Origin of the sequence: Flagellimonas pelagia (genome assembly GCF_003584135.1) — a bacterium.
Lineage (GTDB): Bacteria > Bacteroidota > Bacteroidia > Flavobacteriales > Flavobacteriaceae > Flagellimonas > Flagellimonas pelagia.
In genome coordinates, this window is record NZ_QXFI01000035.1 from 48,245 (window position 1) to 74,912 (window position 26,668).

Genomic DNA, 26,668 nt, shown 5'->3' on the forward strand with positions numbered 1-26,668 from the left:
ATCATTTAGGTTATGATGGGTCTCTTTCTTTTCTTCTTAGCCTTCGGTATGTCAGGAGCTTCATCTGCAATCGGCTGCTGCTGACCTTTATGCTCCTGTTTAGCAGAGCGGCTTTGTGCTTCGGATTGTTTTTCCGTCTTGGACTGGCGGTTATCCACCCGTTGCATATTACTGTCATAGATATTGATAGTCTTAAACCGTGGATTCGCCTCGATGTACTGTTTTTGCTCCGAACCTTCGTTTTGAAAAGTTGCCGATTGCAGGTTTCCCTTTTTCAGGGAATCGATTAGGTTGGATTTATAGGTTTCGTTCTCCAGTTCTTTAATAGGATGTTTGGAGAGTGTTGCTTCCAGATCATACCCATAGTTTTGATGATACTGCTGTATTTTGAAATTTCCATTGTCATCACTCTGTTTAAAATCCATCTGTAACCAGGCATTGTAGAGTTGCCCCTCCTTGTTGGTCAAATCCTTATTGACCGACCGGCCTTCCATTAAGTTGTAGGCTTCTTTGAGGGTAATGTTATTCCCTTTGTTGATATAGAAGGTCTGTTTCATGGCTTCATCGGGATTATTTTCCTTTTGTACACTCACCTGATAGGAGTTAAAGAAATACATATCCGTTTGCTTGGATTTGCTAAAATTCATTCGGGCTTCCACCTTATCGGTACCAAATTGCGTTTCATGTACCAGCTTAAAGACAGGTTTTTCTATTTCCATCATCCGCTTTAAGGGAGCTTCAAAACCTTCCCCGAAACCGGTATATTTAATCTGATCTTTCAGGTATTCTAAATTCTTATGATTCATGATAATTGATTTAAAAGTTATTGATAGGTGTATTTCCTGTTGATTTGCAATGGGGGAAGTACTGCCGCTTTAATAATCGTCCTGTTTTTTACACTGAGCTCGATATGCCTTCCCCCGTTTACTTCAAACAATTGAATAGCGAGGTATTTCTTATCGGGAATGGTAAACTTGGGAACCGCAACAACCATGGTCTGTGAAGACCGACCGTTAATTTTTGTTACCTTGTTTTGGATGTGTACCGGGGTAATTTCAATTTCCTGTGAAGCTGTACGTTTCGCTTTTTTCTGGTCACGGATAAAAAAGCGTAATTGGTCAATATCATAGCTGATATTGGATGTGTTGGTAATGGTTAACCGCAGGTACATCAGGTTGTCCCGAATGAATATCCCGTTCAATCCGAAACGGATACCATATTTGCGGTGCTTTACCTTATGCCCTTTGTATTTGGAATACAAGGCATGTGTAGCATAAGTAGTGACTTCAGCCTCATTAACCGATCCGGGTGAAAGGAAAATACTGTTTTTGTTATCCCTTTCCTTTATGGAAACATTCAACACGGACGGTTTGGGAGTATAGTTAATCACAAAGGAATTTAATTTGCCGTCTGCGGTAATTACCGTCAGGTTGGTCTCCGGAAAACTATCCCTTGCCGCTTTGAGCTGTAGGATATTGACAGATCCTTTGGCTTTTTGTGCCAATACATCTTTACTGCCCCTGTCCACACCTACAATGGCACTTGGAAATATAATATTGGTCGTTTTAAAATAGGTAATCTCCAAAGGATAGGGAGCGATGGATTTGGGCTCAAGCTTAGTGATGCTTTGAGCATTTACATTCAAAACGAAAAGGAACAGGAAAAATCCCATTACCATACGTGCATTTATCTTTTTCATCTTTATGGAATTTTAAATGGTTATTACTTATTGATCTGTTTTTGTTTTTCATCACGGAGCAATACCTGATAGCCTGCTTTCAGGGTTACTTTTATCAGTTTTACTTTTTTACTGAACAGTGATTTAGCCGTTTCTATACCGGCACCTGCGGCCTGTGCCTGCCAGGAAGGATCAAGGGAAGTCAATCCAATGTTCTGCATAGAGCGGTCAGCCGATTGTTTGGCAACATCCCGGGTAATGGCACCGGGAATGTAAACCCCGTCCAATCCATCCATATCGTACACGGAGAGTTCTACCGGGAAGAGGGAATTACCGCTTCTAATGCTATTTATTTTGATATGCAGCCTTTCCCCGCTAAGGGAAGCAATTCCAAACACAAAGTTGTCATTGGGAATATGCACCCCATTAATGAATACATCATTGACCAGGCGAAGCTTTACGGTAGACCCGTTCACTACGGTCTGTGATTCGTGAATAACCGCTTGTATGGCATTTTCTGGTTGTTCAGCAATTTGGTCATCGTCCAGGGAATAAAATCCATTTGCCGTAGGAGTAACAAAGCGTCCGGTATGCATCAGCGAAATACTATCATCTTTCTGTGCAGTGGATACTTTGTACAATTGTTCCCTGCGATCCTCCGATAGTTGTTTTAGTTTCTCCTGAACCCGCTCGGGATGCTGTACATCAAGAATCTTTTCCAGCATACTGTTGAGTTGTTCCAGTTCCGGGTCAGGTGCTTCCGGCTGGGTCATGGTGTGCATCATTTCTTCCAGCCTGTCCACATCACTGGAACTCACCGATGTATTACCATAATTGGTTTTTGTTTCCTGTTTCGGGGAATCTTCAGGAAGCTGGGTTCGTTCCACCGGTTTGTTCAATTCCCTGTTTAAAGCTTCCAGCTTTTTATAAATTTTATCCGTATTCGGATCGTTGCCCTGACCGCTTCCGTAGAGGGAAGTTTTCAGTCCACCGGAAGATAGTTGACCGGGTTTTACTTCCTGTTGGGGTAATACATCATCCATATCTGAAATCACACTGTTTTTATAGTTCGGATCATTTTTACGGAGTTCCCTGAATTTTGCCGAATCCTGTTCTGCCCGGTTGTAATAGCTCATCTTATCCATTTGCTTGTCATCGGTCAGTTTTGCTTCCGGCAGGTGAAGGTTAAACCCGTTCTGTGGAGTTTCCTGTGCCTGTAGTTCCTGTACCTGTCCGCCTCCCAATACCCAAAATATCAGAGTGGTGAAAGGAAGTACGAGCAGCGGCAATACCAATAGGAACTTGCGTTGTCTTTTCATTTTTGGTGTTATTACCTGTTTTTCCATGGTTATTGATTTTTAAAGTTTTGATATTCTTTTTCGATATAGCGAACCGAATCCATCAGTCCCGGACGGGTTGCTATAATACTGTCATAGATATTTCTGCCCGATGGACTTCGGGCAAGGCTATCCATATACAACCGGAACTTTTGGATGCGCCTGTAATCCTGTTTGGATACCGGAGGGAGCGGTGATGCTATAGCTCCGGATTCCGTAAGATGCCGGGGACGTTTGATCGAGGTTACTGTAAAGGCATTGCCCTTACTTTTTCCCGTGATGGCGTGTACCCCAAGGTAGATACAGTATCCACTGGTGAGGCTTATAAAAACGACCAGTGCTATGGTTACTGCCCGCTTGGAAATACTCTTTGTCTTATTCGACATCCATTTTGCCCATGCTTTTTGCAGCCATTTGTATAAGGCAAGTAATCCCAGAATTAACAGTCCGTTTTTAGGAGCCTCCTTTTTCTGTTTTGTATTTCGTTTCATTTGTACAAAGTTTTATAAGCCACTCAATTGACTTTGTTTGTATTAATTTTGAATAAATGTCCATTATGGGCTTAATACCGTCTGGCGGTCGTTTTCAAATCCTTGTTGGCGATGGTTGCCCAGCGTTCTATCAGAAAACCATGCGGATTATTATCACTTCGGGATACATTACGCAACGCCCCTTCGGTAATCAGGCTTCGGGTAGTGATACTGGTCGGACGGATTATGCGCTGGGTAGCGTAGCACCGGAATTTATAGGGGTATTCATTGATGTCCACCGCCACGCTATCCACATGGATGGTCTGGTTAACATTTCCGGAAATAAGCCCGGCATAATATCCGTTCTCCTTCAGGTCATCATAAATCCGTTTGGCACTGCCATCCGCCAGGTATAAAGCTTTAGTGATATTCGTTTCAATTGCTTTATCATCCGGGTCAAGGGTAAAGAACAATTGGTGGAAGGTTTTCACATGATCCCGTGCTTCCACTGGGATATTGTCCTTACGTCCGGCGGAATAGGCTTCCAGTGCCTTGCCATTGGCAAGAATGTAAATCCTGTCCTGCATTTCGGATACCAGACTGAAACTCTTATATAGGGCAAAGCAGGATAATAGCACTGAGCCTGCAATAATGAGCATGGTAAATCCCCGGATATGCCGAAAAGCCGTATCGATATTTTTCATTTTTTTAAACATGATTTCTCCTTTTTGGGGTTAAGAATTACCTTTGAGTTTGTCATTCATATAGCCGGAGCCACCGCCATCCGAATTGCCATCCTTGAAATAAGGATTGGTTGTACTATTGCTGGCCATACTCTGGGAAATACGACTTGCAGCATTACCCATTGCATCCGCCGCCATGCTGGCTCCGCCTGTAGCTGCTCCCATAACCGCTCTGGAGGAACTGCTGAAGATACTGGTGACTTTCTGTCCCAAAGCACCACCACCTCCTGCATGGACAATGTAATTGGCTACCGAAGGCACGGTAAAGTATCCCACAATGCCAATAATCATAAAGACCAGATACGCCATATCCGTCCGGCTGAAAAAAGTATCCCCGTAATCCTGTACCTGGGCAATGTCCATTTCCAGCATTTTCTCCTGGATTTTTCCGATAATGCTCCCGAAAATATTGGCTACCGGAAGCCAGAGAAAAATATTGATATAGCGGGCAATCCAAACCGTCAGGGTATGCTGGAACCCGTCAAAGACGGCAATCCCAAATACCAGCGGCCCCAATATGGCAAGTACCACCAATTGAAAGGTTCGTAGCGTATCGATACATAAGGCTGCGGCTTCAAAGAGTACCCGCAGTACTTCACTCATCCATTCCTTGACCGAATTGCGGAAATTGTAAGAGGCTTTGGACATGGCAAACTTGATGTCGTTGCCAATCCCTTCAAAAAAGCCTTCATCGGAAGGACTGGCATTATCATGGGTGTATTTATACCACCTGTCCCGGTCACCGTCACCGCTTTCACCTACATACATCTGCCATACATCCGTTTTTTTGATAGCTTCTTCCTTCTTTTCCAAAAGCACCGCAATTGCCCTGTCGGAGCCTTCCACCATCGAAGCGGTAGCGGTCACCGTGGGTTTCATGATCCCGTTGATCAATCCCAGAACGGAAGGGAATATCAGCACACAAAACCCGATGACAAATGGGCGAAAAAGCGGGTAAAAGTCGATAGGTTCCGCTCTTGACAAATGTCCCCAGACCCTGGAAGCGATATACCACATGGCGGCAAATCCCGCCAGTGCCTGTCCCACGCCGATAAGCTGACTGCACAGTGGCATCATTTCATCATAAAGTTGTTCCAATACGCTATGCAAGGCGTTCATCTCACCGGCAATTCCCTGTGCACTACCCATAAAAGGCAATAGCAATCCTATAACCGCCAGCCAGGCGGTTTTTCTATATGTTGCCATAATTTTTGATTTTTAGTTGTTTATACCATATATATTGCGAATGGTGCGGGCATCATTTCTTTCTTTTGCCCTTTGCACCGCAAGAATGGTCGTATTATTATTAAAGTGTCTGAGGAACATTAGTTTGTCCTGCATATCGGCATAGATCCGGTCAATGGCCTGTAAACGTTCATCATCACTCATACGGGCTTTATCTGCCGTAATGATGACCAGTAATTCATCGAGATTTCGCAGGCTTTCATCAAAGAGGTTATCATACACCCGTCCGAGATACGCCAGTTCCTGCGGATTGAAATTCCCGTCACTTTGAAATCGGTCATACGCATTCCGGTATTCCCTGACCAGTATCACCTGATAATTCACAATATCGCCCACACGTTTGTAGTTGCGAACGGTGGGGCTTACTTCCATCAGCCCGTCCAAAAAAGCTTTGTGTAGGCTAAAGTTCCCTTCCGATATATCCTTGATGGTATTGTAACCCCCTTCCAATATCTGATAGCCTTTTTTCATATCGCTCAATATCTGTTTGAACTGGGTCAGTTTTTCTACATTGAGCAAGAGCTGTTGTATCTCTGCGGATTGCGCTGATGCCCTAAACGAGCAGAAGAGCCCGCAGATCACAAGTCCTATAAGTATTCCTGTTTTTTTCATGGGTTTTCGTTTTGAAGGTTCCTGAGTGTTTTGCCGTATTGTACTTCATGGAATTCCCTGATCCGAACGGCTGCCATGACCTTGGCTTCATTGCCGAAACTTTGGGAGAAGGTGTAATTGTCCTGCATCCGCAAGTAAAGTTTGTCGATGCGATTCATACGCTCATTATCTTCCATTTGCAACTCGGCATCCGTAGTTATTGCAATAAGTTCATCCAGTACCTGTTCACAATCCTCCAAGAGCCGGGTAAAAACCCGCCCGATATAGCTGAGTTCTGCTTCGGTAAAAGCATCGCTATTGTCAAGCTGTCCGTAGGTTTTCCCGTAATCCTCTACAATGCGTATTTGAAGGGCAATGATGTCTGCGACCTTTGCATAATGTTTGATTTCAGGGTTGACTGTACTTAAGGATTTTATAAAATCACTGTGCAGGTCGAATTCCCCTTTGGTAAACCCTCCGATGGTGGTCAAACCTTCTTTGGCAATACGGTAGCCTTTTTGAGCATATCCGATATATACCTGTAAAGCGGCAATCTGCTGAAGCAGGTATTTCTTCTGTGTCTTTTTCTGGCGGAACCACTCTGAAAAAGTCTGTGCCTGAACGGTTCCTGCTGCCAGAAACAGCATGAGTCCTATTAAAATTATCTTTCTCATAGTTCGTGTTATTGAGGAAGTCCATATAATTTTTTCACGGTTTGTACTTCAATTGAAGTCTTTGCCCTGGAAAGGCTCAGCAATACATTTTGCTGATTAAAGCGCATCAGGTCATCATAATTGGCATCAACCTGATCGGCGGCATTGTTGATGATCTCCAGGCGTTTGGCATCACTCATGGTGGTGGTAAAGGATTGAACGATCAGGGTAATCTGGTCAATATTGTTTAGGCTCTCTTCCAGGATACCGGAGTACACCTCTGACATATATTCAATTTCATCCGAGGTAAAGTGTTCATCCTGCTGAATGAGCTGCCAGGCATGTTGGTATTCATTGACCAGCCGAACCTGTTTTTGGGTGATATCCCGGATGCGCTGGTAATAGGAAATAATAGCCTTTACCTTAGCCAGCTCTTCATAATATTCCCGGTATTGCTCTTTTTGTTTTTCCGTCCACTCGGAAATCTCATCCAGTTTGAGCTTGGAAAGCGTATTTTCTAATGTCTTCTGGGCGTTCTGTAACCAGATAGTCTTGTTCTGTAAACGCTGGATTTTTAAATCCACGGCTTTGATTACTTTTTTAATGCCTGCCTTGATGATTTCTACGATCGGTATCTGCATAGCATTCGCCTGTTGTACCGGTAGCACCGTAAAAGAGATACAAAGGGCAAGCAGTAACATTCTTGCATATTTTTTCATGGTTCATCATTTTTTAAGTTTTAGATCTTCAGCCATTGCGGCAATGCCCTTGCGGATGTCTCCACCAAATTTTGCCACATATTCCATCAGTTTTACCTTTTCAGTCTGTTCGGTGGTGTACGCCAGGTATTCTTCCAGGCTCACTTCGGTGCGGTACACCTTGCTGAGCATTCCACCCAGGCTGATAAAGACCTCTTTGTATTTTCGGGCAGGGTCATTGGCTTTATTGACCGATAACACAAGGGCTTTTTCTTTTTCCGTTAACCCTAAGAGTTCCTGTATTTGGTCAAATTTGTTTTGGTACTTGCTTTGGTCGAGCAGTATCTTGCAATCGCTGTTATTGATGATTGCCTGCTTGACCACGGGGGAAGAAATAATATCTTCTACTTCCTGGGTCACCACGATAGCTTCGCCAAAGAATTTCCGTACCGTTTTAAAGAGGTATTTGATGTATTCCGCAAAACCTTCTTTCATCAGGGCTTTCCAGGCTTCTTCAATTAAGATCATCTTTCGGATGCCTTTCATTTTGCGCATCTTGTTGATAAAGACTTCCATGATAATGATGGTCACTACCGGGAAGAGTATGGGATGATCTTTGATATTGTCCAGTTCAAATACGATAAAGCGTTCCTGTAAGAGGTTCAGGTTTTCCGTAGCATTGAGCAGGTAATCGAATTCACCGCCCTGGTAATACGGGCGGAGTACATACAGGAAATTATCCATATCAAAATCCCGGTCTTTTACCCGATCTTGTTGAAGTACAGATATATACTCATCTCGCAGGAATTCATAAAAACTATTGAAACAAGGAAACACCGATGGATTTTTTTCAAGATGCCGGTAGTATCCTGTAATGGCATTGGAAAGTGCCACATACTCACTGCGTTTAAAGGCTTCATCATCCTTTTTCCAAAGGGCGAGCAACAGTGTTTTGATACTTTCTTTCTTTTCCGTGTCCAGGTTGTCACCCTCCCCGATAAAGAAGGGGTTGAAACGGATTGGGTTTTCTTCACTGTAGGTGAAATAGTAGCCGTTGACCATATCACACAAGCCTTTATAGCTATGTCCCACATCCACCAGTACAATATGGGTTCCCTGCTCGTAATAGCTGCGTACCATATGATTGGTAAAAAAGGATTTTCCGCTCCCGGAGGGGCCTAGTATAAACTTGTTACGGTTGGTACAAATCCCCATGTTCATGGGTTCATCACTAATGTCCACATGTACAGGTTTGCCCGTCATCCGATCTCCCAGACGAATCCCGACAGGACTTAAGGAAGTACGGTAACCCGTTTCCAGATTGAGAAAACAAGTAGCTTGCTCGGCAAAGGTGTCGAAGGTATCATTCATGGGAAAGTCAGCAGCATTGCCCGGAATACCCGCCCAGAAAATCTGGGGAGCTCCGATGGTTTCCTGTTTGGCTACCGCATCCATTTGCGCCAGTGCAGAGGATACTTTGTTTTTCAGGTCTTTGAGTTCTTCCTTATCTTCCGTCCAAACCAGTACATTAAAATGGGCTTTTACCGGAAGGCGTTGCTGACTGATAGCTTCATTTAAAAAATCATTGGTCGCATCACGGGCAATCATATTTTCCCGGCTGTAAGCGGACAGGGATTGCAACCGTAGCCTTTTGGATTCCAGTTTAGTGATCGTTTTCTGGGCATCCTCAAGAAAGAGATACTGATTGTAAATATGATTACAGGGCAGTAGTTGACCCAGCGTAGAGGCAAAGCCGATACTGAATTTGGTTTTGTCCGTACTGTACTTATCGTAATTGATACGACTGCCACAAAGTGCAGGCAGGTCAGCAGCATCCCCCAGGGTGTAAAGTTGACAATGCTTTGAACCTACCTGTAAGCCTTCCTGGAAGTTGATGTCTCCCATGAGATACTGGTCATTGTGCTCCGACAGGTAGCAGTACTTTTCAATGATACCCATTGTCCGTTTGCCACTCCAAAGTTCCTTTTCCCGTAATCGGGTCAGTTTCACAAAGCCACTATCTTCCATGATACGTTGAAACTGACCGGCAGCGTCCAGAAAATCCTGTAACAAAGAGGGTTTCAATGTTTCTTCCGGGACGATGCTTCTGCGCAGCAGGCTGGAATAGGCAGAAGTTGCCGTTTTGCGGTTATCCGGTTTTTTGGTCAGTAGGATATAACAGCTATGATCCAGAAAGGGGCGTTCATTAAAAAACCGCTCACTTGCCCGGCTTAAAAAACTGGTATCGGCTTTGGTAAAATCGGGTTGATGCCCGGTTTGCAAAAACCAGTCCTGTTTATGCAGTACACTGAATTTGGGCAATACCTTAATGGCTTTTACCCAGGCCTGATGAAAAGCTTCATATTCCTGATCGGAAAGGGTAAAGATCTCCGGCAGTTCTGCTTTAAACACGACGGTGACATCGCCTTGTTTGCTCAGGATGCTGTCGTGTTCCACATCCATAATCGGTAATAGATTATCCAACATTTTTTCCATTCTTATAGTATTTACCGGATTATTACTTATTTTTTTATCGTTTTAAAAATGCCCTGCGGCTTCTGGAGCGGAGCGCTTTGGGAACCTGTTTTCGTGCCAGGGTTTTCATAAGTCCGTATTCCCCGTATTGATTGCTCATTCGGTAGATCTTCATCACCAGCAGGGTGCCTAAGCCGAGAATGACACCGATACATACCAGTGTGGGCAGCCCGATGATATACATGATGGCAAATACGATGAGCAATCCTACCACACCGCCACCCAAATACCAGATATATTGGGCTTTTAATCCCTTAAATTCGATACTGCGGTTAATTCCTTTATTGACCTGATACACACTATTTGCCATACGTTTCTTTTTTAATGTTACAATCGCATCCTGCTACGGGGACGCTCCGATGCCGAAGCAGCTACTACAGACTCTTTGACGGCATGCCCGTTTGTTTGATGTTCCCCGAGTTTGATGACCGGGGTTTGTTCTTCATCCGGTTCATTGGGTTGGTGTTGCTTTAACTGGTTTTCCTGAATCTTAATGGCGATCTGCCGTTCCAGATTGGCGAGTTCTGTTTTCAGTTCCCGCAGCTCGTGCTCCTTGGTAAAAGGTTTGGAGGTGAGTTTTTCAATCTTGGGAAGTTCGGTTTTCAGATCGAAAAGGTTCCGTTCATACCGCTCTTTAAGATGCTCCACCCGGTCAATGGCATTTAAAAAATGCCGTGCTGCCAGTTTCGGATTATCCGTATTGGGCAAACCGTTATTGTAGGTATATTTAATCCCCTCACTTTCCCTTTGTGCATAGAAGCTATTGGAATACCGGTATTCGAACAATCCGTTTTCTTCGTAGGCTTCCTGTTGCCTGCGGATGTATAGCTGAAAACCGTACAGGTTACCAATTTTTTCTTCGTGCTGCCCGGCTTTTGGCTTCCAGTTTTGATACAACTGGATAATGTGTTTGCCTATAGCTTCACTGTCCCGACCAGTTTTCCCGTCCAATTGAATGGGGTTAGCTTTAGTACCTTCTTTGGTCATCTGGAGACGGTCTTTATACACGGCTGCATCGGCAGAAAGCTTTCCGAGTGTTTTTTCCGTGGAAGCATGATCGTTTTGCAGTTTTTCCAACTGGTATTTATGACGGGTGAGTTCCCTAAAATGGGAATGTTTCAGGCTTTCCATTACCGCCACTTTCTTTTCCAGTTTGCTTTTTTCCAAAAGGGAGGTATCCCCGGAAAGGATGGCGATGTATTCGGAGAAGTTCATACCGCTTTTTTCATCTACAGCCCCTTCATCAATGGTACGGACATTGAGTTCACTGTTTTTCATTTGGGAAATAAAGGTCTGTTTGTTTTTAAGCAAGTTGAATTTGTAGTTGTCCAGCGATTGCTCCACGGCATAGACAAAATTCTGTACCTGATTGCCGTAATGTTCTTTGGCAATACGGTTACCCTGTCTCGCCCCACGGCCATTGCGCTGTTCCAGTTCCGAAGGTTTCCAGGGAATATCCAGGTGGTGCATCGCTACCACACGCTCCTGTACATTCAAACCGGTACCCGCTTTTTCCGTACTTCCAAGCAGGATGCGGATTTCACCCCGGTTCATTTTACGGAAGAGTTCCGGTTTCTTGCGATCCGTCCAGTCGTGGATAAAAGTGACTTCCGAGACAGGGATATGGAAATCCCTCACCAGTTTTTCCTTCAGGGTATCATAAATATTAAACCGATCCGGTTTGGGTGTCCCTATATCCGAAAAAACAATCTGCGTCCCTTTATGAGGTTGGGTGTGGTGATAAATTTCAGCAATCTTTCTTGCGGCGGTATTCACCTTGTTATCCGGGTGGTCTCCGTATTTCCAGTCATCTACCAATCGCATATCCGCTGCCATTTTCTTGGCGTAATTAGTTGCTATAAGCATACGCCCTTTATCTTCTTCCGGGGTCAGCCTGCCACGCCCGATCAGTTCTCCATTACCGGTCTTGGCAAATTGCATTAGGTTTTTTATAAAGACCGATTGCTGCGGTGTAGGCGGAATATTGACCAGGGTTTCACTCAGTTCCGGTTTATCCAGGTTGATGTGCCTGGCGGTTTTGTAATCGGTAATCTCGTTATAGAACAAAGCCAGTTCAGGAACTTTGATAAAATGACGGAAGCGTTCTTTGGCAATGATCTCATTGGTGACACTAAACTCAAAGTCCGTGGTTTTACGGGCAAATACCGCTGCCCAGCCGTCAAAATTTTCAATACGCTGACGTTCCATTTCTTTAGGTCGCAGGTATTTAAAAAGAAGGTACATTTCCGTCAGGCTGTTGGAAATCGGTGTGCCTGATAAGAAGGTCACACAGAGATCGGAATTGAAGCGTTCCTGCAAGGTGCGCACGGCAAAAAGCATGTTGAGTGCCTTTTGGCTCCCCGCCATATTCCCCAGTCCGGCCACTCGGTTATGACGTGTGGTAAAGGTCAGGTTTTTGAATTTATGGGATTCGTCCACAAACAAATGGTCAACACCCATTTCCTTAAAGTTGATGCCCGTATCTTTCTTTTCTTCAATGTCTTTGAGTACCGTTTTTAATTTTCCTTCGAGGTTGTTTTTTCGTATTTCCAGTCCTTTGAGCATCTTTTTGGAAATCGCCCCGCCCAACTCCCTGACAGTATTCAGGTCACGCTGGATATGATCCAGTTCCGTCTGGAAGATCTGTTGCTGCATTTCCGGAGACTGTGGTATTTTACCGAACTGGTCATGGGTCAGGATGATACAATCCCAGTTGTTGTTTTTGATTTCGTGGAATAAGCGCAGCCTTTTAGCTGGGGTGAAATCATTTTGCCCCGGGGACAATATCCTGGCATGGGGATAGGCTTTGCGATAGGTTTCCGCAATTTGATTGATATTAGCTTTCAGGGCAAGGATCATCGGTTTTTGGACAATACCGAGACGTTTCATTTCCTGAGCGGAAACAATCATGGTAAGGGTTTTGCCCAACCCCACTTCGTGATCGATCAGTGCGCCCCTGTTTTGGATGATGCGCCAGGCGGCATTTTTCTGACTGCTGTACAAATCTTCAATACCCAAAGCCTTTTTATCGAGTCCCGGGAAATTCAGGTGACTGCCGTCGAATTCCCGCAGTACATAACAATTGAAAGTGTCGTTGTACAGGTTTTCGATATGCTTTTTATCGGTATCCGGCAATTCCTTGAGCCAGTCTATAAAACCGTTGCGTATCTGGTCGATTTTTTGATGTGCCAGTTGAATGGCTTCATTATCGGGAACCCGTATGCTTTTGCCATCCCCAACGGATACCTCATAGGTGAAAAACGGTGTTGTATTTTCCAAAGCATGTTCGAGCAAGGTATAACCGTAAGTAGTCCGTCCGCTTTTCGGAGTAACCGCAAATTCCCGGGCTACTTTGGTGTTCATCCCGGTGGTTACCTTAAAGGCATCCAGGGAAGGAAAATAATTGATATCCGTATGTTGCTCGAAGAGTTCCGCTGCAAAACGTTCGTAATAGCTTACGGGAATCCAGCGTTCCCCCAGATTAAAATCCAATAGTTCGAAAGGGATGCGTTCGGGTTGAACTTTTTCCAAAGCGGTTAGGCTTCGCTCTGCTTGTGGGATATCATTTTCAGTAGCCGTTTGTTGTTTTGCCTGTCGCAATTTTTCCACTACGTTACCGCTCAGGAACTGATCTGCGGTCTCCCAATCTTTGCTTACCGGGTTCAAGTAAATATGTTCGCCCAAACGGGCAATCGTTTCCGGTTCTTCCAATCCCATGGCTGCACCAATAAACCCAATATCCACCTTTCCGGTATCGTTCAGGCTGTGTGCCAGGGCTTCAATCGGGTCATCGGTGACAAAACGTTTTACGGATACCTGAGCAGTGCTGGTCAGCATATCGGACTTGACAAAATGTTCACCTTCCCTGCGTTCCAAAGAGGATAACATGGTCAAACCGAAAGCGGTATCTTCCAATATGCGTCTACGGTTACCTTGGCTGTTTAACTGCCCATATTGGGAAATAAATTGATCATAACGCTGGTTCAACTCATCCCGTTCGGTTTGGGGAACCGGAGTTCTTGTAGTTTCTTTTTCGGAGATTTTTAGGTACTCATCCCGAAGGGTTATATAGTGTTCATAGAAACGCTTATCGGTTTGCATACCCAGGGGTTGGAACACCGCATTTTTAAAATCATTATCAATTTCGGAAAGCGTACCCACCTGTCCCTGATAAACGATCAGTGTACCTTCTTTATGAAACGGGTGTATATTGGTAAAGGGACGTGCTGCCTGCCCGTTTAATTGAAATACTCCTTCTAAGGTTTGATCACCTTCGTAAGTAAACGCATGGCCAAACCCTTGCAATTCCCCGGACAGGTTTTGCAGTTCATGTCCCAATAAGCGGGCATCCATCCAGTTGGCGGAGAAATGATCAATCTCCTTGACGTTGGAATATAGTTTATATAGGTAGCGATTGGATTTTTGTTGTTTGGCTGCCAAGAGTACAATACTCTCGTGCGTAGGCTTATCAGTAGTACGAATGGTACTGATAAGCCGTGCACTTTCTTTTCGAACGACGGTTGCATCCAAAGGGTTGATATAGGCTATGGCACGGTTGATCTGTTCTGCCGGTGCCGTATCAAAAAGCCCTAACTGTACCGAAACGGTTTCTGCTTTATTCTCAGGCATCGGAAGATAAGTGAGCTTCCTGCCACCAAATTCCTGTTTTTCTATTGGTAGGGATTGACTTTGGAAATAACGCTCCCGATTTAAACGGGTATTAAAACCTTCGGTAATCGTCTGTCCAAGTTTTTCACGAATGTCATTGAGGTCGCCTTGCTGCCATACGGTTTCGTGTGCCTGTCCGTATTGATTTTTACCCGGTTGGAGGGTATTTCCCGTAATGATATCCCGATGCTGTTGAATATAGCTATTGCTATGGTAGGTTCCATATTCATTCTCTAATGATACGGTAGTCACCAGTAAGGTTTCTTCTTCGGATAGGGTTTCTTTTGTTGCATTCTTTTGAACAATCAATAGGTGGTTGGGAGCTTCGGTATTGCCGGTATCCTTCATCAGGTTGTCGGGCATAACTGATAGGCTTATAAAATCCGCTTTTTCGAATAGGTATTCCCTCGCTTTTTGATTGGACGGGCTGTTTAAGAAAGCATCGGTGGTAATATAAGCCATGAGACCGCCATCAGCTAGTTTGTCTAATCCCTTGGCAAAAAAGTAATTGTGTATTTTTCCAGATAGTGCTTTATTGGGATAAACCTCATCATATACCGAAAAATTGCCGAACGGAATATTGCTGACGATAAGGTCATAGCTGGAATTTTCGGTTATCGGGGTTTCTTCAAAACCGGTGATATGGGTTTCTGCCGGAACAGGAAGCGTACTGTTGATGGCAGAGAGTACCAACCCGGAAAGGGTATCTTTCTCTACGGCGGTAATCTGTTCCAATTCAGGAAAAGCCTTTACCGCTTCACTGATAAAAATACCGGAACCTGCCGAAGGTTCGTACAATCGTTTGGGTTGCAGATTTTGTGCTGCCAGAACAGTGTATAAGGTTTCGGGAACTACCTGCGGGGTATAAAAGGCGGTCAGCACACTATTGCGCAAAGAAGAAATAATTTCCCGATATTGAGTTTCGGTATAGTTTTCCTTTAGCAGGTCATGCAGCTCCATAATATCTGCATGGTGTTTCAGGTCTTCTTTGGTAGCCCCATTGGCTGACCATTCTTCCTGTGTACCATAAGGGTATAGGATAGCCTTGATCCCTCCAAAACCTGAGAATTTTTTCAGGTTCGAGACTTCATCCGGACTTAGTTCTTTACCGTCTTGATGGCTCAGGGCGATTCGGATCGCCCTGATATTGTCCTGTAGTTTTTCTGAAATATTGTAAGCCATATCCACACATTTTTCATTCTCACAATTCCTTTATGGCTGTAAAGCCGTCCTCTTTTCCTAATGACCGGCTTTTTCGTATTGGTAGTTAACTCAGATATTCGTGTACCTGTCCGATGACAGTGTACCGTAGCTGCCTGTCCTCTTCATTTGCTGCATTGAATCCGTATCCGTCAAAAATGTCCTTGCAGTAAGCAATCAGGTTGACGACTTCATAGGTGAGCGTGCCGCTTTCCCGTAACCGCTCATAGTCGGCAGAAAATTCTTCTTCAAGTATGGAAAGGAGGTAGTGGTAACGGGAAGGTTTAAGCTCTTCAGTCATCTGCTCCAGACATAATTCTTCCACAACATAATCGGGTCGGTTTTCAGAAAGTAATTGTTCCGCCAAAGGCATAATGTCCTTTATTTTTGAATCCAGATAGCTGGTCACCGAATAGTCTTCCTGCAAATTGAACATCAATTCGGGATTGTTGTGGACGATAAACGCCCACAACTTTTCTTTTAATTGCGTCTGCATACTTCAGGGATTTTAGATACCGAAGAACGACTGGATGACGGTAGCCACAACCACCAGAAAAATACAACTACCAAACCAGGCGGCCGCTACCTTTCCTGTGTCCTGATCGCCGTTGTTCCATTTTTGATAGACCTTTACGGCGCCGATTAAGCCTAGCAATGCACCTACGGCATACATCAGGTTGGTGCCTGCGGCAAAGTAGCTGCGTACTTTGGTGTTGGCTTCGTTGATCCCCTCAATACCATCCTGTGCATAAGCACTGTATTGAATGGCTAATAATGCCATAGCGGCACAAATGGTAATAACCTTTTTTCGGTTAAACTTTGTTGTTTTCTTACTGCACATTTTCATAACTCACATTTTTAAAGTTTAAAATCAAAAGTTTTTTAGAAATAAAAAGCGGAACGGTTTCGCCGTTACTGACCCATCCATTCTGTCACACATCGCCTTACGCCCGGGGTTGAACAGGGAAACACGTTCCGCTGGGATTGCTACCTTTCCTCACTCCACAACGCATCCACTTCATCTTCATTAAAGGCACCAATCCCTTGTTTTTCGCACTCCGATACAATCAGTTCATTGACCGAAGGACGGAGTACGGATGTTTTTATGGTGGGAAATTCTTTGAGGACAAGGCGTAGGTACTTCCTGAATTCTTCCTTGACAAGTTGTTTGCCGAGCGCATCGGCAATCACCGTTTGGATCTTTTCGATCAAGTATTCTACTTCTGCGAATTCGTCATCGGTATATTCATCTGTAGATACCGAAACATTTTCTGAAGCTTCATTTTGCAGAGTGGGATGATGATCAGGAAAACCGGGACACGGGGATGTCTTTTGGGGGAGTTTTCGTTTTCCTGCCAACAGGGCTTTAAGGTTACCGGAAAAATACCGTACCCCAACAAACAAATAATAAATAGCTAGTAGTATGGAGACCGCCAACAGGTAGTCTGTCCATGAAATCTGGGTAAACATACGCCTCTCATTTTATCGTTCTACAATTCAACTCGGCATTTAATGTCGGGTCGTTTACATTAATCTCGATAGCAAAGAAACGAAGGCAGGCAGGGCGCTACAAGTCCAACTTTTGGCTGGAACCTTTTTGTAACCATTGGAACCTTAATGAAATAGATGTCTTTCGTGAAGAGATTATTCAAAAAAAAAGAGAACATTCTTAAAAAGTTCTCTTTTGTAACTATGATATGGAAAAATGATTTTTATGGCTTTATCAGTTTCCATTTGCCATCTGTGAAACGTAGTGTAGCGGAGCGATCAATCGGTTTGGAAAAATCACGTTTCATCAAGACAGAAAATGGGGTGATATTGGTACAGGTTACTGTATAAGTCACCGGGATAGATGTTTTTCCATTGGATTCAGAACTGTTTCCGAGTTTGATGTTATCTATGGTTTCTTCTGCAATCTTTACTTTTTGAATGTCGAGCTTCCTTTCCTTTGCTGTAGGTTTAATCAGATACGGTTGGGCTGCTTCGGTAAAAGAGATTAACGGTGAACCGATATCTTTTAATTTTTGTGTTTTTTGAATGGCAACCATTCCTTTCTCATCAAGCTTTAAATCCAGCAACTTTTTAGCATGAGCAGGATCACTACAAAAGATTTCATAATCAATAGTACGTGGAAAGTTTAGATCATCATTGATTCTTTTTAAGACAGTCTCCTTCTCAGGTTTTTGATTTGTTTGACATCCAATCACAGGGATGATAATGAATATGAGAAATAGTTTTTTCATAGTATAGTGGTTTTAATATTCTTTGATTTTTTTAATAATTCGTTCCAGGGTTTCAATGGCTATTTGTTTGTCTCGTTCTTCTGCTACATACGATTTGCTACGCATGCCATCGTAGGACAGGTCTTCTTTATAAGGGGTTGATAAATGGGGTACTATAGTTTTAAATACCTGGCTCATTGACTTTGCAACCAATATTCGTAGCTCATCGGAAGCACGAAGGATAAGCCCTATCTGGTCAGTAGAAAGCATACAAAGCACTTTCTGCTTCTCCTTTGCGGTTGATTGCTTTTCTACTGGGTTTTCCTTTTTACTTTGCAGCGGGACAACTGATAGATGTAATTTCTTTTCTAGGTAAAGAATCTCTTGTGTAAACCAATTTCCCAAAATTGTTTCCAGATCATGATAGTTAGGGTTCAGTACTAAACTTGGCTTGCGATGTAATTGGTTGAAAGCTTTGTAATAGTATAGCAATCTATCCATTTTCTCAATAGAATTATCACAGCTATTAATACATTGAGAAATACGTTTCGTAAGTAAATTAATGTAGCCTTTACTGTTGAAATTTAAATAGATTAGTAGCTCATCAATAGGAGAAAAAGCTTTATTATTTACTGAATTCCAATCTATTTCTTCCAACCCCCGTACCAGATCTTTTTTGTAAAAAATATCTCTAAAAGATATTTTATATCTCAAGTTGGTGTCTGTAAAACGATATAATCTCTTTAATACAATATCCATAACAGGATTTGTAATTCTTTTATGTTTTGATTTTAATCTATCCAATTTTTTCCTGAGCTCTTTACGTGTTACCGAAAGATAGGTTTCCGGGACCTCTTCTTCAGGGCTTAGATAATTGGCAAAGTGGGTTTCTATGAAAGAAAGAAGTTCGTCAATATTTACAAGTAAGCTCTTATAGGTATTCTTTAAAATTAATTTCCTTGGGATTGCCGCTTTTTGATTTTCTAGAGTTTGATTTAATAATATGATAAAGGAAGAGTGGTATTGTTTGATAAGCAGTTTTATTTCATTTTCCTTGTTTGTGGAAAAGACCTGGCTTTTTATGAGTAGTTGTAAACGAAGATTTTCTTCAGAAATTCGAAGGATAATATTATTTAACTGCACATCGGTAATTGCCCCTATATCTGTTTTGGAGGGGTTGAGCGTGACTGTAATAAGTAGATCGAGCCATTCAAGTGGATATGATTTGTTTGCATTTTTCAAGATAATTCATTTGCGGACTCTATTCTTACAGTTAATTATATATTCTTCTTTTTTATAATATTCAGGTTGTTTTATAGGATTATAAATTGATTCTATCCATAGGATTGCCAGGAAATGATATCACTAAAAAACGTAGGTATTCTGAGTGTCTATTACAAATTTTATGAAATTGTTTTTTTTCAATTTTAACCCCTTCATTTTGTTTTACAACAATTTCTTTTTTGTTGAGTAGAAATGTTGCAACGCCTTCAAGAATATAAAAGAATTGCGCAGTTTCATTATGATAATGTGTTTGTTCTTCCGTATTTAGTGGCATTTTTTCTTCTTTGATGATGACTTGGTCTGATTGTATTAATGTCCAGGCATCACAATGATTTCCCCATGTGTAGTGAGGGGTATTTTCTGTATTTGTAATCATAATTTTTAGAGGTTATAAGTCATCTGTATAATGTCTTTTGCTTTTCTCCTGTGAAAATTTTCGATTGTTGTAATCTCCTGATTTATTTCTGGCTATGGATAATGTATTCCACGCTTCGTTTTTCAGCATTTTGGCAATGAAAACCATCTGACCAATATGATATGGGTAGTGAGCTAATTGTCTATTAATGGCTTCTACTACGGTATGGCCATCATTCCGTATATAAATAATTTTTTCCAAGTCTTTTTCTGATAATTGTTCAAGCGTAGTTAAGAGACATTCCCATCCTTTATTCCAATAGTTCATCATTTCTGTTTTGTTCAAAAATGAATTCGTAAATTCAGAATCCCTATTACGCCAGCCCTTTTCTCCATCTGTGGTTAGAAAATCGGTAAATCTTGATAACATATTTCCAGCAATATGATTTACTAGAATGGCGATGCTATTGCTTTCTTCATTGTATTGCCAAAACAATTGTTCTTCAGTTAGTTGTTCCATCGCTTTTTCTCCTAACATTTTATAATAGAGAAACTGTTTTTTAATGCTTTCCAAATAACTATTCATCTCTTTTGGTTTTGATTATATTTTTTAATTCTTTAACGGAGCAAATACCTACACCTATCCCTTTCAATTCATCGATACCTTTGGGGTAAATTCCGGAGATAGCCTCAGGAACAATACTAATATGGTAATCTCTTTCACTAGCTTCATATATGGTAGCTCTGGGGCAATTGGGGAAATTGCAGCCTGCAATCAACAACGAATTGATTTGATGACTGGTAAGCCAATCATCTAATTGTGTGCTATAGAAAGCTCCCCAGCGAGGTTTATAGACTATAAAATCATAAGGGGCTATTGGTATAATCTGACCGTTTAGCAGCGATATATCTGAATAATTTTCTGCATTTTCGGGTAATAATTCCGTAACTATTTTAGCTCCATTACTACCCGGGGAAACGATTTTTTTACCATCTTGAAACAAGCTCTTTCTGCATAGCTCAGCATTACTGCCATCCTCTTTATAAAGTCTAATGACGTGGATGACCGGAAGTTGGCAGTTACGAAATACAGATGCCAGTTTGGCAATATTTTCCGTAACGTCTTCGGTTCCCTGTATATATGATGCACCATCTTTTTTTGCAAAATCCTTTTGCATGTCAATGATGATCAAGGCACTCCTATTCCAATTCATTTTTGTGTATTCCATTTTCTTACTGGATTTTATAATGTGCTCTTACTTTACTTACTTTTCCTTCATTATTCAATTCCATATATTCTGCCGAAAAGGAGTTATTTACACTTCGGTAAAACAAAACGATTGAATGAGATCCTTTGAGTTCGTGATATAATTCAAAGTGCAGGTCGGGGTATTTTTGCAGGGCTTTTGAAAAATAATCCTTTAAATCACTTTTATTGGAAATTTTACCTTCTGCGTTTATTCCCATTTGCTGGATAATAGGAGATACAAAATCAATTTTTTCGCTGTAATGCTCCATTATTTTATTCAAATCGTGACTGTTCCACGCCATGAGCCACTCCTGTGCAAAATCTGTATTCATATCCGTTTATTTTAATCGACTGTTTTGAATAATTTCTTCTGAACTCAATCCAAACATTGGCGGTGTCTTTACATCCAACAGGTTCAGATAAATATAAAGCTGTGCTCTGTGATGAATTTCGTGTTCGGTCATTGCACGAAGCCACTTCCATACCGTAATACGTGTATTGGCTGGTGTCAGGCATTTTCGTTGCAAATCATCATTGCTAAGCTTTTTTAAAATGGCTAATGCTTCCTCGTGTTTCTCATTAAAATACCCGATTATCTCATTGTATCCATCTGCTAATTCTTTACCACAACCGCTATAGCTACATGGCTTTCCTAAAATGGTTTCGGCAAACATATATCTTTCTATTGCTGCAATATGACGTATTTGGTCGGCTATGGTAAACTTTCCGGGTCTATACGCCCAATCCATGTATTCTGGTGGAATAACAGCTATCAATCGGTTCGTCCGTTCCCTGATTTTTCCGTAATAGTCCAGAAAGGTGTTGATATTGGTTATTTCCATAATTCGTTCAGTCTATTTGTTTGTCAGGCGCTTTTTTAGATAACTGCATTAAGGTTACTAATGAAGTTGCCGCTAGTGTTTCCTCGCCTTTATTCGTAATACTAAATACATCCGAACGTACCACAGTAAGTACTTTTCCGTTTTTTACCACCTGCGCTTTAGCCACCAATTGTTCTCCAAAAGCGGGATTTAGATAATTCACTTTTAATTCAACCGTAGTAAAGTAACTGTCTTCCGGTTTTGCCGAAGCTCCTGCATAACCAGAGGAAACATCTACTAAAGTAGCAATGGTACTGCCGTTGAACATTCCTGCGGGGCGAGCCATAAATTCTTGTTTAGCAACGGTAATTTCAAAATAGCCCTCGCCAATTCCGGTTATTTCTGCTCCAAATAATTCCATCATTTTGGAACGGTTAAAACTTTCCTGTAATTGCTTATTTCGTTCGTTACTGATTGTTTTCATAGAACCAATTATTTAAAAATTCATTCATAAGTGTGTTGCACGTACTTGTGTTTTGTACCCCTGTATGGATTTCTGCTTCAGATTGTACATAAGAAAGCGGTTCTATGTCTTCTTTTCCATTTTCAAGCATTTGCAATAAGCTGGTTTGTGTTACTTCCAAATGAAATTGAAGTCCTATTACATTTTTATTGTAGTAAAAAGCCTGATGCGCATTAGCTTCTGAATACAATAGGTCTAAACTTCCGTTATCAGGAATATCGAACCGGTCTCCGTGCCAGTGAAAGACGATGGGGTTATTGCTGAACAGCTTATAAAACCAAGGTAGCTTTTTACTTTCTTCGGTAGGAAAAACCGGAAACCAACCTATCTCTTTATGAGTGGCAGGAGATACTTTTGCACCTAAACAATCCGCAATGAGTTGTGCACCCAAACAAATTCCCAATACTTTTTTGCCTGCGGCTATACAGGATTTGATAAACAATTTTTCTGCCTTTAACCATTGATATACCGATTCTTCGTAAATACCCATTGGGCCTCCCAGTACAATCAAGGCATCTATCTCTGAAATATCAGGTAGTAGAAACCCGGGATCATAAAATTTTGTGGAGGATATTTTGTGTTCTTTGTCATCCAACCAGATTTTAATAGCTCCTAAACCTTCAAAGGGTACGTGTTGTAAATAATGGACATTCATAGGTATGCTTTATTTTCATTCCAATAATAACTGTCAGGGTACATACGCTGCCCGAAGACTGCTGTGCCCACCCTGACTATTGTAGCCCCTTCTTTTATGGCTGTTTCTAAATCTGCACTCATTCCCATTGACAATTCCTTCATTACGACGTTGGGGATATTTAAAGCAATAATTTCCTGCTGTATGTTTTTCAGTAAGCGGAAACATTGACGGACTTTTTCCGTTTCGGCACTAAATAATCCTATGGTCATTAATCCTTTTATTTTTAGTCTATCGAATTTTGCTACTTGTTGCACCAAGTCAATAGCTTTGCTTGGATGTACACCGAATTTACTTTCTTCATTAGAAGTGTTTACTTGTATAAAAACCTCTATTTCCTTGTTCTCAAATTCCAATCGCTGTTGTAATTTCTCTGCTAAGTCCAACCGGTCAAGGGATTGAATGCAAGAGACCTCATGTTTTAAAATTTCTTTGATCTTATTGGTCTGTAAATGCCCGATAAAATGACTGATGTGCGGGGTGCCTTTTAAGGCATCGTATTTAGCTTTTAATTCCTGCACCTTATTTTCGGCAATCAATGTTTGTCCTGAATTTAAAGCTGCTTTAATACGCTCTGGCGAAACGGTTTTGGTGGCCAATAGTAATTTTACCTCACTACAATCACGATTGCTTTCGGTACAGGCGTTTTGTATTCGCTGTTGAATAGTTTGCAGGTTATGTATTATTTCACTGTTCATATTGCATTGCTTTTTCCTGTTGCTCTAACTCATCCAGCAACATAGATTTTATAAGTGTGTAGGTATAATCTTTAGCTTCAGCAAATGATAGATTATAATCCCTTTTAATAGTTTGTATATTTTCGGGAAATACAGCCAGCAATTTGTTGTAATAGCTGTCTAATAATTCCTTGCTAGGCAAGCTGTATTTAATCCTAATCTGAAATCTCCTTATCAATGCTGTGTCAATCATTTCCTTATGATTCGTGGCGCAAATCAACAAGGCATTTTCAGGCAAATAATCCATTAATTGGATAATGGTATTTACTAATCTTCTCATTTCCCCTACATCCTTCTCATCGTTTCCCCTTGCTTTGCCTACCTGGTCAAATTCATCTAAAAACAACACCGACTTTTCCCTGCCTGCTTTATCAAAAATCTGTTTGAGGTTTTTTGATGTTTCCCCTATTCGAGAACAGACAATATTGCTCAAATTGAGTATAAGGATGTTTTTACCCAAACTACTTGCAATAGCTTTTGCAGTCATTGTTTTACCACATCCTGAACTGCCGTGAAGCAAAATTTTATTATTAACAGGCAGCCCGTATTTTGATAGTTCGTTAATGTGTTTGTGTTCCCTAATGAGTTGCTTTATTTGATCTTGATTTTCACAGTCAAGTAAGACCTCATCAAGGAGAACCTTTTCTTTATCATTTATAAGCAGATCATATACATTCATAAATTTATTGCTATTCTAAATATTCATTTTTCGAAAATGAATATTGGTTGTATTTTCTAAAGTTTTAATCCCTAATTGAGGGTTTCTCTTTTCGAGGCCTGCCCCAAAATTTTAAAAAGGCGGTTCGATTCATAAATTGTGGAATCGCCCCAAGGTTATTGATTTGAGGTCGGAAATGGATTTGAACCATTGTAAAGGATATTGCGTATCCTTGCCTAACCACTCAGCCATCCGACCTTTTATGTTATTTCAACAGCTATTTGCTGTATAAATTATTTCTTTTTATCTCCATAAGTCTTTCCGGGTTTTCAGGAGATTGGAAACCGAATTTGCTATATAGTGCGTGTGCATCGAGTGTAGCCAATAATATCCTTCTCATTCCTTTTACGTTGTCTAAACTCATTATATATTCCATCAGTTTTTTGGAGAGTCCTTCTCCTCGGTGCTGTTCCAGAATATACACATCTGCCAAATAAGCAAATGTGGTATAATCCGTAATTAGTCTGGCAAAGCCTATTTGTTTGTCGGCTAGAAATACCCCGACACAAAAAGAGTGCTGCAACGCTTTTTCAACCAGTTCCTTCGAAATTCCTTTTGCCCAATAGCTCTCCATGCATAGAAATTGGTGAATGGCATGGATATCCATATTGTTATACCCTGTTTTTATGCTGTAGTTTTTCTTCAATTCCATCCCATTTTTTCTTTTGTATTTACAATGTGCGCCAAATGATGTTTGCAGTGCCAACTGTATTTGTCCATTGCCTGAGCTATAGTCTGGTTTTTTTGGAGTTCAGGATGAAAAAAGGATTTTTGCCAATCCTTTTCTTTCAGATTTTCCAAAAGAGCAACCCAGCGCTCATGAATCCCTTCGAGAATTTTTAGAGAAGGTTCAATGTCTGTTAGTTTGGCATCAAACAGGTCTGCCCAAGGCTTTTCTGCAAAAGGTTTAATACTTGGATTTTCTTCGGTCAATGCAAATTTGATACGTGCAAAACAATTTATATTACTGTCTGCCAGATGATGAATAACTTGCCTGACTGTCCAACCATTTTCCCGGTACGGGGTGTCCAATTGAAGCTGCGTGAGCGACTGTACTTCTTCCTTGATACGGAAAGGCAATGATGCAATAGTAGCAATCCATTGTTGTTGCATCTGCTGATGCAATTCCAAGTTTTCTTTATATAGACCTATTGGATATTGATCTTTTTCATTCATACGATGCTTATTTTAGATAAAGTGATTCCACGAGTGGGTGTCTTTTGCCCTTCCTTTTCGAATGTTCTCCAAAGCTGTTTTCAGTTGAAACATCATAGCATCGTCCCCTATATAAGGGGAATAGTCTTTGTCTTGTATCTGAATGCTATATACAGGGGAAATGACTGCTGCGGTACCCACACCAAAAAGTTCCACTCGATTTCCGGCATTAAACGCATCTTCCAGTTCCTGATAGCCGATAGCCCGTTCTTCCACCTTTATTCCTTTATCCTTGGCAATTTGGATAATGGAATTTCGGGTCACCCCATCCAGGATAGAAGTGCTTAAAAGTGGAGTGATGAGTGTATCCTTGAGCATTACCATCATATTCATAGTTCCGGCTTCTTCCAAAAACTGATGTGTTTTGGCATCTGTCCAGATAATTTGATCGAACCCCTGTTCTTTTGCCTGTTGTGTAGGGTAAAAGGCAGCTCCGTAGTTTCCGCCACATTTTACGTAGCCCACACCGCCTTCTGCCGCCCTAACGTATTCGGTTTCAACTTTTACCTTTACCGGTTTGGGATAGTATAGCCCCATCGGGGTACAGGTAATACAAAACGTATAGTTGTCAGCCACTTTAACCCCCAAACGTGGCTCCGTAGCAAAAACAAACGGGCGGATATATAGACTTACTTCTTTATCCTGTGGGATCCAATGCTGTTCAAGCCTTACTAATTCTTCCAAAGCATTGATGAAAAGTTCTTTTTCTATGGGCGGCATGCACATACGCTCCAAAGAAAGATTGAAACGTTGGTGATGCTTTTCGGGGCGAAAAATATGTACTTGACCGTTATCTTGACGAAAAGCTTTCATTCCTTCAAAAACGGTTTGCCCATAGTGAAGACAAAGCGCAAAAGGACTTAATGAAAAATGTTGTGTGGGTACAATTCTTGGAGACGTCCAGTTTCCATTATCATATTCGCTCAGGAATAGGTGATCGGTAGGCTGTGTCCCAAAATTAAAATCATCATAATTGAATGCTGATTGTTTACTCTGATCATTTTTGTGAATGTCTATTGCCATTGTTTCCATA

At 41.6% G+C, this 26,668-nt stretch carries 29 protein-coding genes; all 29 read right to left on the bottom strand.

Annotated elements, in window-relative coordinates:
- Nucleotides 1–5 precede the first annotated feature (5 nt).
- The 29 genes from D2V05_RS16650 to D2V05_RS16790 all read right to left on the bottom strand — a co-directional run bounded on the left by D2V05_RS16650 (nt 6) and on the right by D2V05_RS16790 (nt 26,667).
- Nucleotides 6–806 (bottom strand): hypothetical protein, encoded by an 801-nt coding sequence (locus D2V05_RS16650; RefSeq protein ID WP_119648669.1) that lies wholly within the window; start codon nt 804–806, stop codon nt 6–8.
- Between the two features lie 17 nt (nt 807–823).
- Complete coding sequence (gene traN, locus D2V05_RS16655; protein ID WP_119648670.1) at nt 824–1,699, bottom strand: conjugative transposon protein TraN; 876 nt, start codon at nt 1,697–1,699, stop codon at nt 824–826.
- A gap of 23 nt (nt 1,700–1,722) precedes the next feature.
- Nucleotides 1,723–3,024 carry a conjugative transposon protein TraM gene (gene traM / locus D2V05_RS16660; protein WP_119648671.1) on the bottom strand — a complete coding sequence of 434 codons (1,302 nt, stop codon included), beginning with the start codon at nt 3,022–3,024 and terminating at the stop codon, nt 1,723–1,725.
- A gap of 2 nt (nt 3,025–3,026) precedes the next feature.
- Nucleotides 3,027–3,506, bottom strand: coding sequence for a hypothetical protein (locus tag D2V05_RS16665; protein ID WP_035133607.1), 480 nt, complete (start codon nt 3,504–3,506; stop codon nt 3,027–3,029).
- Between the two features lie 71 nt (nt 3,507–3,577).
- The gene (gene traK / locus D2V05_RS16670) at nt 3,578–4,201 is read right to left on the bottom strand and encodes a conjugative transposon protein TraK (RefSeq protein WP_035133605.1); all 624 of its coding nucleotides are present in this window, start codon (nt 4,199–4,201) and stop codon (nt 3,578–3,580) included.
- 18 nt (nt 4,202–4,219) lie between these two features.
- A complete protein-coding gene (traJ, locus tag D2V05_RS16675; RefSeq protein ID WP_119648672.1) occupies nt 4,220–5,434 on the bottom strand; it encodes a conjugative transposon protein TraJ in 1,215 nt (404 codons plus the stop codon).
- A gap of 12 nt (nt 5,435–5,446) precedes the next feature.
- Nucleotides 5,447–6,085: a tellurite resistance TerB family protein gene (locus D2V05_RS16680; protein WP_119648673.1), complete on the bottom strand. Its 639-nt coding sequence runs from the start codon at nt 6,083–6,085 to the stop codon at nt 5,447–5,449.
- The gene (locus tag D2V05_RS16685; protein ID WP_235855483.1) at nt 6,082–6,738 is read right to left on the bottom strand and encodes a hypothetical protein; all 657 of its coding nucleotides are present in this window, start codon (nt 6,736–6,738) and stop codon (nt 6,082–6,084) included. Before D2V05_RS16685 ends, D2V05_RS16680 begins: the two co-directional genes overlap by 4 nt.
- A gap of 8 nt (nt 6,739–6,746) precedes the next feature.
- Complete coding sequence (locus tag D2V05_RS16690; protein ID WP_035133600.1) at nt 6,747–7,436, bottom strand: hypothetical protein; 690 nt, start codon at nt 7,434–7,436, stop codon at nt 6,747–6,749.
- A 6-nt stretch (nt 7,437–7,442) separates the two neighbouring features.
- The gene (locus D2V05_RS16695) at nt 7,443–9,911 is read right to left on the bottom strand and encodes a TraG family conjugative transposon ATPase (RefSeq protein ID WP_119648675.1); all 2,469 of its coding nucleotides are present in this window, start codon (nt 9,909–9,911) and stop codon (nt 7,443–7,445) included.
- Nucleotides 9,912–9,945: 34 nt separating this feature from the next.
- A complete protein-coding gene (locus D2V05_RS16700) occupies nt 9,946–10,260 on the bottom strand; it encodes a DUF4133 domain-containing protein (RefSeq protein WP_035133596.1) in 315 nt (104 codons plus the stop codon).
- Between the two features lie 17 nt (nt 10,261–10,277).
- The gene (locus D2V05_RS16705; RefSeq protein ID WP_235855484.1) at nt 10,278–15,800 is read right to left on the bottom strand and encodes a helicase-related protein; all 5,523 of its coding nucleotides are present in this window, start codon (nt 15,798–15,800) and stop codon (nt 10,278–10,280) included.
- 85 nt (nt 15,801–15,885) lie between these two features.
- Complete coding sequence (locus D2V05_RS16710; protein ID WP_072318749.1) at nt 15,886–16,314, bottom strand: hypothetical protein; 429 nt, start codon at nt 16,312–16,314, stop codon at nt 15,886–15,888.
- Between the two features lie 12 nt (nt 16,315–16,326).
- A complete protein-coding gene (locus D2V05_RS16715) occupies nt 16,327–16,665 on the bottom strand; it encodes a DUF4134 domain-containing protein (RefSeq protein WP_072318748.1) in 339 nt (112 codons plus the stop codon).
- Nucleotides 16,666–16,805: 140 nt separating this feature from the next.
- Complete coding sequence (locus D2V05_RS16720) at nt 16,806–17,288, bottom strand: hypothetical protein (protein ID WP_119648677.1); 483 nt, start codon at nt 17,286–17,288, stop codon at nt 16,806–16,808.
- 242 nt (nt 17,289–17,530) lie between these two features.
- Nucleotides 17,531–18,061 carry a hypothetical protein gene (locus D2V05_RS16725; RefSeq protein ID WP_119648678.1) on the bottom strand — a complete coding sequence of 177 codons (531 nt, stop codon included), beginning with the start codon at nt 18,059–18,061 and terminating at the stop codon, nt 17,531–17,533.
- A 12-nt stretch (nt 18,062–18,073) separates the two neighbouring features.
- Nucleotides 18,074–19,282 carry a hypothetical protein gene (locus tag D2V05_RS16730; RefSeq protein ID WP_119648679.1) on the bottom strand — a complete coding sequence of 403 codons (1,209 nt, stop codon included), beginning with the start codon at nt 19,280–19,282 and terminating at the stop codon, nt 18,074–18,076.
- Nucleotides 19,283–19,361: 79 nt separating this feature from the next.
- A complete protein-coding gene (locus D2V05_RS16735; RefSeq protein ID WP_119648680.1) occupies nt 19,362–19,700 on the bottom strand; it encodes a cupin domain-containing protein in 339 nt (112 codons plus the stop codon).
- Nucleotides 19,701–19,712: 12 nt separating this feature from the next.
- Nucleotides 19,713–20,264 (bottom strand): DUF1572 family protein, encoded by a 552-nt coding sequence (locus D2V05_RS16740; RefSeq protein ID WP_072318743.1) that lies wholly within the window; start codon nt 20,262–20,264, stop codon nt 19,713–19,715.
- Nucleotides 20,257–20,907: a cysteine hydrolase family protein gene (locus D2V05_RS16745; protein ID WP_119648681.1), complete on the bottom strand. Its 651-nt coding sequence runs from the start codon at nt 20,905–20,907 to the stop codon at nt 20,257–20,259. The genes D2V05_RS16740 and D2V05_RS16745 overlap by 8 nt, the downstream gene beginning before the upstream one ends.
- Nucleotides 20,908–20,911: 4 nt before the next feature.
- Nucleotides 20,912–21,259, bottom strand: a complete 348-nt coding sequence (locus D2V05_RS16750) for a nuclear transport factor 2 family protein (RefSeq protein ID WP_072318742.1) — start codon at nt 21,257–21,259, stop codon at nt 20,912–20,914.
- 6 nt (nt 21,260–21,265) lie between these two features.
- Nucleotides 21,266–21,769 carry a DinB family protein gene (locus tag D2V05_RS16755; RefSeq protein WP_119648682.1) on the bottom strand — a complete coding sequence of 168 codons (504 nt, stop codon included), beginning with the start codon at nt 21,767–21,769 and terminating at the stop codon, nt 21,266–21,268.
- A 7-nt stretch (nt 21,770–21,776) separates the two neighbouring features.
- Nucleotides 21,777–22,232: a PaaI family thioesterase gene (locus D2V05_RS16760; RefSeq protein WP_119648683.1), complete on the bottom strand. Its 456-nt coding sequence runs from the start codon at nt 22,230–22,232 to the stop codon at nt 21,777–21,779.
- Nucleotides 22,216–22,926 (bottom strand): type 1 glutamine amidotransferase, encoded by a 711-nt coding sequence (locus tag D2V05_RS16765; RefSeq protein ID WP_072318740.1) that lies wholly within the window; start codon nt 22,924–22,926, stop codon nt 22,216–22,218. Before D2V05_RS16765 ends, D2V05_RS16760 begins: the two co-directional genes overlap by 17 nt.
- Nucleotides 22,923–23,663 (bottom strand): YggS family pyridoxal phosphate-dependent enzyme, encoded by a 741-nt coding sequence (locus tag D2V05_RS16770; protein WP_072318739.1) that lies wholly within the window; start codon nt 23,661–23,663, stop codon nt 22,923–22,925. The genes D2V05_RS16765 and D2V05_RS16770 overlap by 4 nt, the downstream gene beginning before the upstream one ends.
- Nucleotides 23,653–24,381 (bottom strand): AAA family ATPase, encoded by a 729-nt coding sequence (locus tag D2V05_RS16775; protein ID WP_119648684.1) that lies wholly within the window; start codon nt 24,379–24,381, stop codon nt 23,653–23,655. Before D2V05_RS16775 ends, D2V05_RS16770 begins: the two co-directional genes overlap by 11 nt.
- 256 nt (nt 24,382–24,637) lie before the next feature.
- Nucleotides 24,638–25,072: a GNAT family N-acetyltransferase gene (locus tag D2V05_RS16780; RefSeq protein WP_119648685.1), complete on the bottom strand. Its 435-nt coding sequence runs from the start codon at nt 25,070–25,072 to the stop codon at nt 24,638–24,640.
- Nucleotides 25,063–25,596, bottom strand: a complete 534-nt coding sequence (locus tag D2V05_RS16785) for a YfiT family bacillithiol transferase (RefSeq protein ID WP_119648686.1) — start codon at nt 25,594–25,596, stop codon at nt 25,063–25,065. The genes D2V05_RS16780 and D2V05_RS16785 overlap by 10 nt, the downstream gene beginning before the upstream one ends.
- A gap of 12 nt (nt 25,597–25,608) precedes the next feature.
- Nucleotides 25,609–26,667, bottom strand: coding sequence for a branched-chain amino acid aminotransferase (locus D2V05_RS16790; protein ID WP_220473569.1), 1,059 nt, complete (start codon nt 26,665–26,667; stop codon nt 25,609–25,611).
- Nucleotide 26,668 lies beyond the last annotated feature (1 nt).